The organism is Affinundibacterium flavidum (genome assembly GCF_014284175.1).
GTDB lineage: Bacteria > Pseudomonadota > Gammaproteobacteria > Burkholderiales > Burkholderiaceae_D > Undibacterium > Undibacterium flavidum.
Genome location: NZ_JACOGA010000002.1, coordinates 334,433 through 350,345, shown reverse-complemented (window position 1 = coordinate 350,345; position 15,913 = coordinate 334,433). Strand labels below are relative to the sequence as shown.

Annotated in this window: 9 protein-coding genes; 6 read left to right on the top strand and 3 right to left on the bottom strand. The window is 46.7% G+C overall.

What is annotated here, in order from left to right; translation table 11 throughout:
* Positions 1-81: 81 nt before the first annotated feature.
* From H8K55_RS03250 to H8K55_RS03225, 6 genes are all read left to right on the top strand, one after another.
* Positions 82-1,800 carry a long-chain-fatty-acid--CoA ligase gene (locus tag H8K55_RS03250; RefSeq protein ID WP_186940580.1) on the top strand — a complete coding sequence of 573 codons (1,719 nt, stop codon included), beginning with the start codon at positions 82-84 and terminating at the stop codon, positions 1,798-1,800.
* Positions 1,801-2,023: 223 nt separating this feature from the next.
* On the top strand, positions 2,024-4,606 hold the full coding sequence (locus H8K55_RS03245; protein WP_186940579.1) for a CHASE domain-containing protein: 2,583 nt from the start codon (positions 2,024-2,026) through the stop codon (positions 4,604-4,606).
* Positions 4,607-4,636: 30 nt separating this feature from the next.
* A complete protein-coding gene (locus H8K55_RS03240) occupies positions 4,637-4,942 on the top strand; it encodes a hypothetical protein (RefSeq protein ID WP_186940578.1) in 306 nt (101 codons plus the stop codon).
* Positions 4,943-5,404: 462 nt separating this feature from the next.
* The gene (locus H8K55_RS03235; RefSeq protein WP_186940577.1) at positions 5,405-8,347 is read left to right on the top strand and encodes a TonB-dependent receptor; all 2,943 of its coding nucleotides are present in this window, start codon (positions 5,405-5,407) and stop codon (positions 8,345-8,347) included.
* A gap of 107 nt (positions 8,348-8,454) precedes the next feature.
* Entirely contained in the window at positions 8,455-9,801 is a 1,347-nt protein-coding gene (locus H8K55_RS03230; RefSeq protein ID WP_186940576.1) for a pectate lyase family protein, read from the top strand.
* Between the two features lie 51 nt (positions 9,802-9,852).
* Entirely contained in the window at positions 9,853-10,602 is a 750-nt protein-coding gene (locus tag H8K55_RS03225; RefSeq protein ID WP_222612333.1) for a sulfite exporter TauE/SafE family protein, read from the top strand.
* A 93-nt stretch (positions 10,603-10,695) separates the two neighbouring features.
* On the opposite strand, the gene H8K55_RS03220 is transcribed toward H8K55_RS03225, so the two are convergent.
* From H8K55_RS03220 to H8K55_RS03210, 3 genes are all read right to left on the bottom strand, one after another.
* Positions 10,696-12,537: a glycoside hydrolase family 28 protein gene (locus H8K55_RS03220; RefSeq protein WP_186940575.1), complete on the bottom strand. Its 1,842-nt coding sequence runs from the start codon at positions 12,535-12,537 to the stop codon at positions 10,696-10,698.
* Between the two features lie 301 nt (positions 12,538-12,838).
* Positions 12,839-14,074, bottom strand: coding sequence for a DUF4861 family protein (locus H8K55_RS03215; protein ID WP_230408464.1), 1,236 nt, complete (start codon positions 14,072-14,074; stop codon positions 12,839-12,841).
* A 20-nt stretch (positions 14,075-14,094) separates the two neighbouring features.
* Positions 14,095-15,501 carry a glycoside hydrolase family 88/105 protein gene (locus tag H8K55_RS03210; protein WP_186940574.1) on the bottom strand — a complete coding sequence of 469 codons (1,407 nt, stop codon included), beginning with the start codon at positions 15,499-15,501 and terminating at the stop codon, positions 14,095-14,097.
* Positions 15,502-15,913: the final 412 nt, after the last annotated feature.

The following is a 15,913-nucleotide window of genomic DNA, read 5'->3' as shown; positions in this document are numbered from 1 at the left end:
TTGACGCGCTACCGGAGTTCACTCAGTTCATAGCATTAACGGGCACGGTGCAACTACCTAATTAAAACAACGGAGACAACAATGACGACAGATACCAGCGCGGCAAACAATAAATTTTGGCTGAAATCCTATCCGGCAAGCGTGCCTGCAGAGATTGATGTAACTCGGTACAAATCCTTGGTGCATTTATTAGAAGAAGCATTTAAGTCGTATGCTGACCGTAACGCCTATGTGTGCATGGACAAATTTTTGACGTATCGTGAAGTCGATGTCATGTCCAAGAAAGTTGCAGCCTGGTTGCAAAGTCGCGGCTTAAAACCTGGCGCACGCGTAGCGGTGATGATGCCAAATGTCTTGCAATATCCAGTCGCCTTAGCCGCCATTTTGCGTGCAGGTTATATCGTTGTGAACGTGAATCCCTTATATACGCATCGTGAACTTGAACATCAGTTGAAAGATTCTGGTGCGGAAGCGATTTTCGTTTTGGAAAATTTTGCGATCACCTTAGAGCAGGCAATTGCGCAGACCGATATTAAGCATGTTGTGGTCTGCTCCATGGGCGATTTACTGGGCGGCTTGAAAGGGACAATCGTCAATTTCGTTGTGCGTCATGTGAAAAAACTGGTACCGGCTTTTTCTTTGCCAGGTTCTTTCCGTTTCAACGATATCGTGGCACAGGGCGCTGGTATGAAATTTCAACCAGTCGAGATGAAGCTAGATGATGTCGCTTTCTTGCAGTACACAGGTGGCACAACCGGTGTCTCAAAAGGCGCGGTATTAACGCATAAAAATGTCGTCGCCAATGTGTTGCAAAATGATGCTTGGTTAAAACCTAGTATGGACGTTCATCAAGACACCAAACAATTAATTTATGTTTGTGCTTTGCCGCTATACCATATTTTTGCGCTGACGATTTGCTGCATGGTCGGTACTCGCACTGGCGGTTTGAATTTGTTAATTCCTAACCCGCGTGATATTCCGGGCTTTGTCAAAGAACTCAAAAAATATAAGGTCAATATTTTCCCCGCGGTGAACACCTTATATAACGCACTGTTGAATAATCCTGAGTTTGCCAATACCGATTTTTCTGGTTATATGGTTTGTACTGGTGGCGGTATGGCAGTACAAAAATCGGTCGCTGATCGTTGGAAAGCGGTGACCGGATGCGCGATTGCCGAAGGCTATGGTTTATCCGAAACCTCACCAGTGGCAACCGCGAATTATGCGAATGCGACAGAGTTTAGTGGCAGTATTGGCCTGCCTATTCCATCGACTGAAATCGCGATTTTGGATGATGATGGGAATCCAGTGCCTTTGGGCGAAAGTGGTGAAATCGCGATCCGCGGTCCGCAAGTGATGCTTGGTTATTGGAATCGTCCAGATGAAACAGCGAAATCATTTACGGCAGATGGCTTCTTCAAATCTGGCGATATCGGTGTGATGGATGAGCGTGGATTTACGAAGATTGTCGATCGTAAGAAAGATATGATTTTGGTCTCAGGTTTTAATGTCTATCCGACTGAAATTGAAGGCGTGGTGGCTGGGCATCCGGGTGTGATGGAATGTGCTTGCGTCGGTGTACCGGATGAAAATTCTGGTGAAGCCGTGAAACTGTTTGTTGTGCGTAAAGATCCGTCCTTAACCAAAGAAGCTTTAATGGCATTCTGTAAGGAAGAATTCACAGCGTATAAAAAACCAAAGTACATAGAATTCCGCACCGAGTTGCCTAAGACTAATGTGGGTAAGATTCTGCGCCGTGCTTTGCGTGATGAGAAGCCAGCAGAAAAATCAGCAGCCTGAAGTTGACCCTTAAGCTACGTGTTACAAAAAACCCGATTTGATATCGGGTTTTTTTGTGCCCAAAATGAAAAAATGTTGAATTTACTACGTCATCAACTTGAATTGAGGCTATGTCGTCGGTGATTCACCACGATACATCAATCTTAGTTGGCTTCTTACATGTTTTCAATTAGAGTGAATATGAGATTCTTAATCGGCTAATAGTCACCTAGGGATAGTAATTGTGAAGGACTTACCTCCTAGCTTTGAAGCGATCCAGACCAGCGCTAGGCGCAAAGGCTATTCGCGTTCCTATGCCTATCGCCTGATCTTTTTATGCTCTGTGGTTTTGACCGCCGTTGCCTGGAATTATGCGGATCAACATTTGCATGATTTGGCACAGGAACGATTCGAAAGACGGGTCAATAGCACTCGAGATGCGGTGCTCACACGCATGCAGCAATACCAGCAATTTTTGAACGGCGGTGTTGGCCTGTTCGTCGGCAGCTCTCATGTTAGCCGACAAGAGTGGCATGACTTTGTAGAGAATGCAAACATTGAACAGAACTTCCCCGGCTTACAAAACATGGCGGTTGATTTTCCGATTCGGGCTCAGGATAAAGCTGCTCATATCGCCAGTGTGCGTGCCGAAGGTTTTCCCAATTACACCATTATTCCTGAGCAACCAGCACGTGAGGTCTATCACAGCTTAGTCTACGTAGAACCGTTTTCTGGGCGCAATCTGCGCGCATTTGGTTTCGATATGTACACTAATCCCATACGTCGAGAAGCGATGGATAGGGCGATTGACTTAGGCATGCCAAGCATGTCTGCTGCGGTCAAACTAGTACAAGAAAATACCCAAGATGCGCAGTACGGATTCATTTTTTGTTATCCGGTATTTCATCAGCGAGCTTCACTCAATAGTGCAGATGAGAGGCGTAAAAATTTGCGTGCATTGATTTGTGGTGCTTTTCGTATGAAAGACTTGATGCGGGGAATTTTTGGTACCGCGATTAGTGACGTCGATTTGGAAATTTTTGACAGCGGCGCCTCCAATCTAGATTCATCGTTATATAGCAGTGTAGGCGCTATGACGGTCGCTCATTCTGACTATAGGCGCGAGTTGACCACAGAAATCGGTGGGCATAAGTGGTTGTTGCGGGTAACTGCAAATCAGAATTTTTTGAAAGCAGCAGGTAAGACGCAAAGCATCTTGATTGCAATTGGCGGCATCCTGTTTAATCTGGGTTTGTTCTTTGCGCTCAGCACAGCTAAGCGTCGGGAAGAAGATGCCATAGTGCGTAATGAACACAATTCAAATCTATTTAAATCGGTGATGGATTGCACGACTTCCTTCATTCATGTGCGCAATACACAAGGACGCTATTTGTATGTGAACAAAGAGTACGAGTCGGTTTTTGAATGCCGCAATGAATTAGTTTGTGGTAAACACTACACTGAAGTATTACCTGAATATTTTTGGGCAACTGTACGAGAAAATGACAAAATCATATTGCAAAGTGGCGCCACTTTGCGCACGGAAACCATCGTCCACAAAGAAAGCGGCAGTAGAGTCTATTTGGTCATTAGATCACCTTTGTTTGATTCAGCCGGCAGAATTATTGGTACTTGTGGGGTTGGGATGGACATTAGTCCGATCAAACAACTTGAGCAAGAAAAAGAAGCTGCATTTGAATCCTTACGCTTGAGCGAAGAGCGTTGGGCTTTTGCGATCGAGGGCAGTGGCGATGGCGTGTGGGACTGGAATCTGATCACGAATAAAGTGAAATTGTCCGTACGCGGAAAAGAGATGCTTGGCTACGCAGATTCTGAAATCGATGATGAAGTCACTGAGTGGGAACATAGAATACATCCCGATGATAGGGAGAACGTCAGACGCGAAATGAATGCGCATCTGCACAGCGCATCAAAAGGATTTGCGGTGGAGTTACGACTACTCTGTAAAGACGGTAGTTATAAGTGGATCTATGATCGCGGATTGATTGTGAAACGCGATGAACAAGGCCGCGCTGTGCGTATGGTCGGTACCATGGTGGATATTTCTAAACGTAAAGAGATAGACAGAATTAAAGCAGAATTTATTTCCACTGTAAGCCATGAGTTAAGAACGCCAGTGACCTCAATACGCGGTGCGCTAGGATTGCTGGAAAATGGGGTGATGGGGCAACTGGAGCCGAAAGTCATGGAGTTGGTCAAAGTCGCCAATAGAAATAGTCAACGCTTGATCACTTTGGTTAACGACATTCTCGATATGGAGAAACTACTGTCCGGCAAAATGGCAATGAATATCAGTCGGGTTAGTTTGCGGGTCTTATTGCAACAGGCGATTGATGAAAATGCAGCGTATGCGGCGGGGTTTTCTGTAAAAATCAACTTGGTCGATTGCCTGGAAAGCGTGGATGGCGGGGATGAGGATTGTCACATTGATGCTGACCCTGATCGGGTCAAGCAAGTGTTGGCGAATCTGTTATCGAATGCCGCTAAATTTTCACATGCCGGTGATGTGGTCTTACTCAGTTTGCGTAAGCAAGAGAATCAAGTCGTCGTGTATGTGGAAGATCATGGCAGCGGCATACCGCTCGATTTTCAGCCGCGCATCTTTGAGGCATTTGCGCAAGCTGATTGCACCGATACGCGCCAACAGGGAAGCACCGGCCTGGGATTAAATATCAGTAAGAAATTGATAGAACAAATGGGCGGCGAGATAGGTTTCACGTCTGAGGTGGGGAAGGGTACTTGCTTCTGGTTCGCCTTGCCATTGCCACGCAATGACGCCCCGCAGGATGCTGATCTAACCCAATAAGCTGATGCTGGACGCCCTCAGGAGCAAGCCATGTCTATTACACCAGAAATGCTGCAACTTTTGATGCAAGAAGTCGAACGTGAAGATCCTATCGATTTCGCTGACCTTCCGTTCAAAGAAGACGAGCTGAGGGAGATCGTAGCGCTGCATCTTTGCGAAATGGCCGCGCGAATGGAAAGTTTCAGTGAGGAAGATAAACATCTGAGCTTACTGGCGGTGGCGGCTAAGTTGGTCTTAGAGAACTTGGTCTTGCACGTACAGCTATTGCGTGAACATCAAATTCCTTTGGGGCATGAGGTGGAGCAATTGCTACAAAAAATTCGCAAATCGCCGTAAAGGCGATTCATTTGTCGCGTCTTTACCAGTTGGGTTTGTGCATCCATCTGCAGATTTTTGGCATGATAAGTACCAAATTTGGATTGACCAAAAAACCTATTTTGGTGAACCAAAAAATACATTTGGTAAGGCCAATTGTTGTTTTTTTGCGCAAATCTTGAAAATAATTTCGCCGATTAAAAGCCCGTTATGGATCTATGATAAATGTTTCATATCGGAAATTGAATGAAAATTTTGACGAAGTTGGTCTAGTTAGAATGTAATTTAGATGACTTTTTACGTAATTTGAAATTGCAATGTTTTTCAGAAGCTTGCCTAAGAAACATTCTCATCACCTGATTTGCTTATTTGTCACCATGAATAGTTCTCGCCTTGCTGGCGAGATTACTTTTAGAATCGGATCAAACTTAGCCCGGAAAATAAGCTAAGTCACAATAAAACTCGAGACTAAAGGACGACATCATGCACAAGCGCATTTTGAGAAAAAATATACAGCGTCTGGCACTGAGCACATCAGTACTGGCATTAGCGATTAGCAGTGCTTATGCTCAGGATGCTAAATCTAAGGCCGATGAACAGCCGACCTTGGTCGTGATTACCGGACTTCGCGCCTCTCTCGAAAGTGCCTTGAATAAAAAGCGTGACGACAATGGCATCGTTGACGTCATCAAATCAGAAGACATGGGGAAATTCCCCGATACCAATTTGGCAGAATCTTTACAGCGTATTCCAGGTGTGGTGATTGACCGAGATGCTGGTGAAGGACGCAGTATTACGGTGCGTGGTCTAGGGCAAGATTTCACCCGCGTTCGTATTAACGGTATTGAAGGCTTGGCGACCACAGGCGGCACGGACAGTTCGGGCGGTGCCAATCGTTCGCGTGGTTTTGACTTCAATGTATTCCCTTCTGAATTATTTAATTCCCTGACTGTCCGTAAGAGCGCTTCAGCCGATGTGGATGAAGGTTCACTTGGCGCGACAGTTGATTTGCAAACTATGCGTCCGTTTGACCTACGCGGTTTTAATGCGACGGTGATGGCGAAAGGTCGCTACAACGATTTGTCGCAAAAAACGGATCCTCGGGTCGGCTTTTTAATTTCGAATACGAATGCCGATAATACTTTTGGTGCTTTATTGTCAGGCGCTTTTTCTAAACGCCGCGTGTATGAAGAGGGATTCAGTACGGTACGTTGGGATAATGGCCCATCATCTGGTGGTTGGTGTTCACCTGTCGGCGTGACACCGCTTAATCCCACAACCACCGCGACGACTTGCGGTCCGGCGGCGCAAGGCGTCGCGCGTTTGCCAAATACACCTGAGAATATTGATGCCTACAATCTCGCCAGTTCGGCGAATAATTTTGTCCCTCGCCTGCCACGTTATGGCCGCTTAACGCATGATCAAGATCGCCTGGGATTAACGGCATCGCTGCAATACAAGCCGCAACGTGGCACGGTTTTTTCTCTGGATTTACTGTATTCCAAATTGGACGCCACGCGCCAAGAAGATTTTCTTGAAGCGATTTCGTTTAGCCGTAGCGCTAGTCAGGGTGGTAAGCCGCAAACGAGTGTGGTGAAAACCGAATACGCGCCGAATGGTGCTTTGCTATACGGCATGTATAACGGTGTCGATATCCGCGCTGAATCCCGTTTCGATCAGCTATCGACCACCTTCACGCAACCGACTTTAAGTCTCGACCATCAGTTCAGTCAAACTCTGCGTATGAGTGCCAAGCTCGGGCGCGCTACCTCTAAGTTTGCCAATCCTGTGCAAACCACGACCACATTGGATGCGATCAATGTGAATGGTTATGCGCTGGATTTCCGCAATAATGATCGTCTGCCTGTGATTACCTATCCGTTTGATCCTGCTTCCAGCACGGGCCCTATGACCTTGGCATCGGTGCCACAGGTAACGAGCGGGACACAGGCCGCAACCGTTGCCAATACGACGACCAGCGAAATCCGCATCCGGCCACAAGGAGCGAATAATCGTAATGATGTCGCGCATCTGGATTTCGCTTGGGATGCGATCGAAGATAAGCTCACATTGCGCGCAGGTGTTGATGTGAAGAAGTACACCTTTGACTCCTATGAATCACGCCGCGTCAACCAAAATGACACGATCTTTGCACCAGCGGCAGGCACGACGATCGCGAGTTTAACGACGCAACTCACGGGCTTCGGACGCGGGCAAAATTTACCAACGGGCACACCAACTTCATGGTTGATTCCTGATCTGAATGCGATTGCGAAAGCCTATGATATTTACTGTAATTGTCTAAAGAGTGGACCAGCAGGTGGCCCTGGCGATTTCACTTTATCTTCGATCACGAATGGCAATGCGCGTGGCAATAACCGCGCTGTGACCGAGAATGATAAGAGCGCGTTTGTGATGGGTGACTTCACGAATAATATCGCGGGCTTCCCAGTACGCGGCAATTTTGGCGTGCGCTATGTGCAAACCGAGCAACTTGCTACTGGCTATCAAGCCAATGCTGGCGGCACCGAAGTGACGGTACGTAATTCGTATAGTAATACTTTGCCGTCGGTGAATGTCGCCTTGAATCTGACCAAAGACTTCATTGCCCGCTTTGCAGCCGCCAAGGTCATGGCACGTCCGCAACTTGGTAACCTCAATCCTGGCGGTACTATTTCCACCACCGGTACTTTGTCTGTGACCAGTGGTAATCCTTTATTGCAACCGTTCCGCGCGAATACTTTTGATTCCAATTTTGAGTGGTACTTTGGCAAAAATGCTTTTCTCGGTTTAGGTTTATTCCAAAAGAATATCAATACCTATATTCAAAGCATACGCACGAACGTCGCCTTTAAAGACACGGGTTTGCCTATGTCTTTGTTGCCAGCCAACTTCACGGGGGAAGAAGTATTTCAAGTGACCGCGCCAATTAATACCAAGGGTGGCAAATTGAGTGGCTTTGAATTGAACTATCAACAGCCATTCACTTTCTTGCCAAGTTGGGGCAAGAATTTCGGTAGCTTGCTTAACTACACTTATGTGAAATCCAAAATTGAATATGTCGTGTCGCCAACCAGCGCGGTGACGATTACCGATGACTTGTTAAATCTGTCGCCAAAATCTTGGAACGCGACGCTGTATTACGATGATGGTGCTTTTAGTGCGCGTGTCTCTGCATCTAAACGCTCATCTTTCCTGACCCGTGTTCCTGGTCAGAATAATAATGATGTTGAAGGCAAAAATAGTACGCTCAATGTCGATATGTCCGTCACGTATAAAATCAATGACAAGTGGGAAATCAGTTTTGAAGGTTCTAACTTGACGAATCAAACCAACGACCAGTTCATCAGCCGAGCCCGCGATAGTGTTGTGGTCAATAATGTGACTGGACGTGAATTTTTACTCGGAGCGCGGTATAAATTCTGAGTGTTGCCTTAGATTCGCTAACAAGACGTAACGATGGCGCGGCTTAACGAATGTATTGTTAAGCCGCGCATTTTTTTTACCAAAATAAATTGCACGAGAAAGTAGTGATGAACAGATACACATTATTATTCACAAGCTATGGGCAAATTTGCCGGACTTTGTTTGCAGGTGTCAGCCTGATGCTGCTGGCAGGCAATGCTGGTGCGGCCGATTTGTTTGTCATGCAAAAACAATACGCTTACCCCGCGACGATGTCATGGGTAGAGTCAATACAAGGTGGTCGCGGTGGACAAATCATACGCGTCACGAATTTACAGAAAGAAGGCGCGGGTTCTTTGCGTGCCGCACTCGATACGAAAGGACCACGGATTATTGTCTTTGAAGTTGGTGGTGTGATCGATCTTGAGCGCAGTGTTTTACAAGTGGCTGAGCCGAATGTCACTATCCTTGGTCAAACAGCACCAGCACCCGGTATTACTCTGATCCGTGGCGGGATTAATATCCGCGCACCGCAAACTATCATCCAACATCTGCGCGTGCGTACTGGCGTTGACGGACAGACTAAAGCGAGTGGCTGGGAAGTGGATGGGATCAATGTCTCCGCTGCGCACCATGTCTTAATCGATCATTGCAGTATCAGTTGGGCGATTGATGAAAACATGTCGGCATCGGGGCCGCGCTTTAAAGGTGAAACGCCCGATGACTGGCGCAATGGTACGAGCCATCATGTACTGTTCTCGAACAATATCGCGGCTGAGGGCTTGGCAGAAGCCAGTCATAGCAAAGGCGAGCATTCGAAAGGCAGCCTGGTACATGATAATGTCACGCAGATTGTTTTTTACCGCAACATCTGGGCGCACAATGTAGAACGTAATCCTTTGCTCAAAGGCGGTGTGCAAGCATCCGTCGTGAACAATCTGATCTACAATCCGCGCGCTAAAGCAATTCACTACAATCTGATGGCATTGGAATGGGGTGAGCATGCGTATCAATTGGGTAAATTAAATGTGGTCGGCAATGTGATGCGCGGTGGTCTGTCTACAAAAAAAGGACTGCCTCTGATGAGCCTCGGTGGTGATGGTGATTTAGCGTATTTTGAAAAAGATAATATCGCGGTCGATCAATTCGGTATGCCTTTGCCGATGTTAGGGCGCTATGGGCAGACACGTGCACAACTACTCGTGAAAGAGACGCCGATTGACTGGCCTGAGGGTTTGCAGGCAATGCCCGCCAAAGATGTCGAGACAGAATTGCTGCGATATGCGGGCGCTCGTCCTTGGAATAGGGATGCGGATGACATCCGTATTCTGTACTTCATCGCCGAAGGTCGTGGGACGATTATCAACGACGAACGCGAAGTCAGTAGCTATCCAAAAGCGAAGTTGGTACAGGCCAAGTTTAATGAACAAGATTGGGATATGCTGAATGGAATACCAAAGGCAGTATTGAGATGAATTTGTATAATTTAATTCGTGTCAATTTGAACGCGGGTGCGGATGGTTTTTATGCATGAAATGAGTGTAGTAGGCTGGATTATTTGCGCTATCGCCATCCTGATTACAGGTATTTCTAAATCCGCATTTGGCGGCGCATTAGGCGGTGTTGGTGTACCTTTAATGGCAATGTTTTTGTCGCCGCGTTTAGTCGTTGCGGTCTTACTACCGATACTCTGCGTGATGGATGTATTCGGCGTGAAAGCTTATTGGAAAAAGTGGTCGGTCGCCGAATTGAAAATCATTTTACCTGGCGGGATAGCCGGCATTGTTCTGGGCGCCTTCGCTATGGGCGTATTTTCAGATAAGCATATCAAAGGCATGATAGGCGTCATTGCCGTGGCGTTTATGTTGGATAGAATGTTTCAATTGCGCCAGCGCCTGCGTTGGCAACATGAACCTGGTAAATTATTTGCTCGCATTTGTGCAACGGTATCCGGTGTGACCAGTACGGTAGCGCATGCGGGTGGCCCGCCGATTTTAGTTTATCTGATGGCGAAAAATTTGGCGAAGGAGCAGTTCGTGGCGACTACGGCGGTGTTTTTTACCGTGGTGAATGCAGGCAAATTATTGCCGTATATTGCACTTGGATTTTTTACTCTAGATAGTTTGCAAATCGCTGCTTGCCTGGCGATTTTCGCACCACTCGGTGTATGGATGGGTTTGCATGTATTGCGTGTGATTCCTGAGCGCTATTTCTATTCTTTGGCAACAGCTTTGTTGGGAATTTCTGGTATCAAATTGATTTATGATGCGCTGTGATTTTTCACTAAGGAACTGTCCTTCAATTTCAAATCTCCAACATCAGAACCGTGCCACGTATTAGGTGCACGGCTCGATGATGCCTAACAAAAATTAAGTCGACAAAGTTTCGGTATAAGTTTTGCCGTTAATCTTAATATTTTCTAATTGCAGATTCTGCACATGATGCAAGAACCATGGAGTGTTTTGATTACGCACCGTCCCAAAATCACAGTTGCGTATGCTGACATTTTGTATCGGTAAAATCGCTTGTTTAGTTTTGCCGTTATAGCTAGACGCGACAGGCCCTAATAAGACGAAGGCTTGATAGCCTGAATAATTGCCACCATCGATATTCACCGTGCCGACTTTCACGTTCGAAATGTGAATGTCTGAAATCATCGGTGGACGCGTGCGGACGCTATCGTCAGCGGGGGCATAATCGCAGTCAATAGTGATTACGGCGCCTGCGCTGGATGAAACCGTCTGTGCTGGGATTTGCGAGTCAGGCAAAGGCTTATAGAAACTTGCCATCGTTTTTACCCCATTCGGTATCGTGATATTGCGTACGTAAAAATGGCGCAAAAATCCACCGCGATTCATATTCGTTTTCATACGTATCGCCGTATTGAGAGGATCTTTATCCCAGTGCGTATTACGGAATTCTAAATCTTGTGCGTAGATGTGTTCTATACCTGCCGCCATTTCGCTGCCTAAGGTGACAGCGCCATGTCCGCTATTCATTACGCAATGCTGGATGACGATATTGCGTGTTGGGCCAAATTGCGTATCGCGGTTTTTGCCAGATTTAATGGCGATACAATCGTCGCCAGTATTGAAGGTGCAATGATCAACTAACACCGTATCGCAAGCTTCAGGATCAAAGCCATCACTGTTCGGCCCCATGCTGTCCATATTTACTTTGCTGATGTGGACATTGCGGCACTTGACGGGATGATGTAACCAGAAGGGGGCGGCTTGGATTTTATAGCCTTTTAGTTCGACATTGGTGCAGCCAATCAGCTCTATCATGCAGGGACGTAGATAATGGCCGACGCCAAAAATACGGGCTGAAGTCGGAATGCCGAGTTCAGACAGTACTGGCAAAAAGCGCGAATCGGTACGCCATTTATCACCAACGCCTTGTACCAGTTTTTTTGCTTCTTCTGTGAGTGATGGTGCTAGTTGATCGAGATTTTCTGGATTGTTGGGATTCACATTCACTTCAGAATTGGCGATAGCTCTCTTCGGATTTTTTCTGCCTTTCCATTCCCACCAATTAGAGGAGCCATCTTCAAATAAAGTACCGCCCTGACCATCGAGAATACTGCTCCAATCTTCGCCTGTGATCGCAATATTATTTTCACCATAGGCGTACACCATGGGCGAATAATTTAAGCAGTCATTGCCTTGCCAGCGCGAGATCACCAGTTTGCCATTTTTGCCGCAATCGATATCGCCATACTTTGCATAGTCAGCTGGATTGGCGCTGAAGAATACATGGGCGTTCGCTGCCAGATGCAAGTGTACGTTTGAACGTAAACGGATGGGGCCGGCGCAGTACCAATTTCCCGCAGGGATCAGAACACGACCACCACCCGCTTTATTGCAGGCCTGTATCGCTTGATTGATCGCTGCGTAGCAATCATGTGAACCTGCTTTTGGTGTTAATACATTGCCTTCAATTGCACCTTCAGTATCGGATGCGATTTGCGCATTGACGGTAATGACTTCGCAGGTCTTTGCGCCAAATTTTGTAATCGGAAAATCACGCTTGGCGAACTTGATTGGTTTGGAGAATTGTTTAACGATGTTCGCTGCACGTTGCCATGGATCGCTTTCTGCTGCGGTTGTTAGTTGCGATAGGCTGAGTGCTGGAATTCCGAACAGGCTGGCGGCGCTGGAGAAGCGTAGTAAGCTGCGGCGTTTTACATTGATAGAGTTCGAGTTGGTCATATTTTTGAGTAATTAATTTGTTGAGTATGTAGTGACGCTTTAAACACCCTTCTCCCGCAAGCGGCTAGTTGTAGGAGCGGGGGCAGGGGATGAGGGGAGTTCAGATTAGCTGCGAAAGTATTCATGCGATTAATACGTCAGTTTTTTTGGTCTTGGCTGATAGTGAAAATTTTCATTGCTGAACCACCCTCACCCTAACCCTCTCCCGCTTGCGGGAGAGGGGATTGTTACGCGTTCATTTTGATTCTGACGGTATGAGAAGCGTATCTAAAGACTTTAATCTCTACCGCAATGAATCCGCTTACTTCTTACTACCACTCAAACTAACTTTAATCGGATCCTGATAACGCGCAGCCATCTTACTCAGATACGCATCCCACTCTTCCTTAGTCTTGATATCACCCCAACGTTCCCAATTCGCACCGGCGTAATAGGTCATGGTTTTGCCGCTAGTCACCGGTGCCAAAATTAAGTGATTCAAATTATCTTCGGCATACTCATTGGCAGTCGGCAAAATAATCGCAGTACCGAATGCGCCTTTGGTCGTTTGCTGTATCCATTGCGAAAGTGACGTCGATTTCAAATTCTTTTCTACAGTGATTTTTGGTTCTTGCCCTTTATCTGACGGCGTTTTATTCAAGCCCACCGCAGCAGTTAATGCCGCATTACCCGCGTAGTGAAATGTGTTTTCTATTTTGTCGAGATAATGTCCAGCATCGACCGTAAAACGTTTGGTTTCTGTGATCGCTACACCCGCAGCGTCCCAGCTTTGATAACTGAGTTCAAACACCGTACGTACCGGGCCGTTAGCCAGAATTTTCCATTTTTCATAATTGATGCTGGTGTAGAGTTGCTTACCATCCCAGATGCCAGTGCCGCCACAGCCGCGCGACTTACCGACGTTGTACATGTCTAAGCCTTCGCCTTCATCTTTGTGATAATGGTCGTGACCTTTGTTGTACCAACGATCCACGATAGGGTAGGGCACGCGCTTAAACCAAATGTCGATGCCGCTAGTGACCAAGACTTCTTTGGTAACGCCAACAGGTGCGGGTGCTGCCAATGCCAGGCCATAAGTGCGGTGGCCGATTTTGTCGTTTTCCCAGGCAAAATCATCGAGTCGCTCTGGCACGTGGCGGCCGAAAGCCTTGGTGTCAAATACAGGTGCAACTGTGTCGATTTTTTCTATCGTGAAATCCGCAGCTTTTTCACCAGCGGCGAAGTTGTGTTGGAAGATCAATTCACCATAAGCGATGCCAATGCCTTGCGGATCTTTCGCCTGCGGTGCCACGTTGGTGACTTGATAGGGCAATACTTTGCCGCTCTTGTCTTTGACGGCAATTCTTTGAATTAAGGCACCGGGCAAATAGTTATTTACCTGCGACCATGGAATCGTAATCGTCTCGGAGGGACGCGCATCATTGAGTTGATGCGTGACGGTCACTGTTAACTTTTCTTGTGCTTGACTGGTTTGCGCCAACAAGCTGAGTGGTAACAAGCCCATGCTCAGTGCAATTGCTTTGAATTGAAAACGCATAATGCTGATCCTCAGTGAATTTAATGATGTTCGCGATAATCAGTTTTGTCTGCACCGGTCGGTACATAGTGATAAGTTCTGACTTTATGTTCGACATTGAAAGCCGGATTTTTCAACATCTGCAAAACCTCAGCACCCGCCATCAACATAGGGCCATAGCCATGCAAAGCTTCGACACTGGTCGGGCGGTGGTAGTAGTAGGTTTGGTCGCTGGCAAAGGTTGTGCCTACGCAAATACCTTCGATTTCACCTTTGTCGGTGATGCGTGTCGATAAGCCAGCCCAACCTGCTTGCGCGATTGAACCCCAGGTACTAGGACTAATCCAGCCTTGATTAACGGCATGCGCAATTGCATATACAAACATCGCACTGGCCGAAGTCTCTAAATACGAATCGTGGCGGTCTATCATTTGATGCCACAAGCCCTGTCCCGATTGTTGTTCGGCGATACCTTTCAAACTTAGGCGTAATTGATTTAAAACTTTAGGATAGCCAGGATGATCTTTCGGCAGAACGTCGAGTACATCGGACATCGCTAATACTGCCCAGCCATTCGCACGCGCCCAATAGAAGCGTGGTGCCTCGGGATTATTCGCATTCCAACCGTGTGTGTATAAGTTGTTTTGTGAATTGAACATGTAGGCGGACATTTGCAATACATTGCGTACCGCATCATCAAAGTAGGTTTTGTCGCCCGTTAAGCGCCCGATCTCCGCCAACGCGGGAATACCCATATACATATCATCCGCCCATAGTGATATCGCTTGCGGACGCTTGCGTGCCAGCGTGCCATCGTTTAAACGGAATTGTTGTTTGCTCACCCACTGACTACAAGTTTGTATCATGTTATTCAGATCCGGCCCGACTTTGGCCAGACGTACACGAATTAGTGCTGCACACATGGAACCCACATCATCCAAAGATCGGGGATCTAAAAACCGCGAAAAACTATTCCCACGTTCCAGATGAAATTGCTCTTCCTGCGCTTTGAAATACGGCATGGTTTGCGCAAAGAAACCGAGGTGACGCTCGGTCATATCGGTAAAACGTTTGTCATTGGTCGCCGCGCGCACTTTCAACATCGCAGAATGGACAACACCCATTTCATACACCATGATGCCGTAATCACCCTTGCTCGGCTCGAAGATCGCTTCTTTTACCGGCACTTTAAAATCAGTGATAGCAGCACCAGTCGATTTATTGATGACGCGAGTTGGTGTAGTCGACTCCAGATAAGTGCGTATTCTGTGCAAGGCATCCGTCACTTCTTTGGCGACGGGCTTTTTGTAAGGAATTGGGTAGGTGCCTTCACCAGAATCGGCCAGATTGGGATTGTCGGGATTGCGGAATTTCCCATCTGCCAAGGCGGCGTTTTGAATGAATAAGGTGCAAAGTGCGGCGCACAGAATTTTTGCCTGAAGTTTCATAGTCGTCTCGAGTCTGTTTTATAAAATCGATCAAATTCACATATTTGGTCAGACCATTTTAATGTGGTAAGACCAAATATGCAATGTGGACTAGCCGAATTTTGTATTTTGACGAAGAATATTTTCAAATAAGTATCTAATTTCTCAGCATAAGGGCATAGTTGTCATCATAGTCAATTTGATTTTGACGTAGGTGACGACCTTGTGCGAATGATGCGCAGGTGATGCTTTCAGATGAATTTATCTGGGATTGATTACGTAGAAAATCTTGAATGTTTGTTGCGAAGAGATGAGAAACTGTGGGATGGTTGCGACCTCATAGGCGCTACTCAGAATAGAGATGATCGCGTAAGTATCAAAAATATTTTGAACGTAAGAAAATAAGTCGAGCCGCTATTTTTCATCGTTCCAC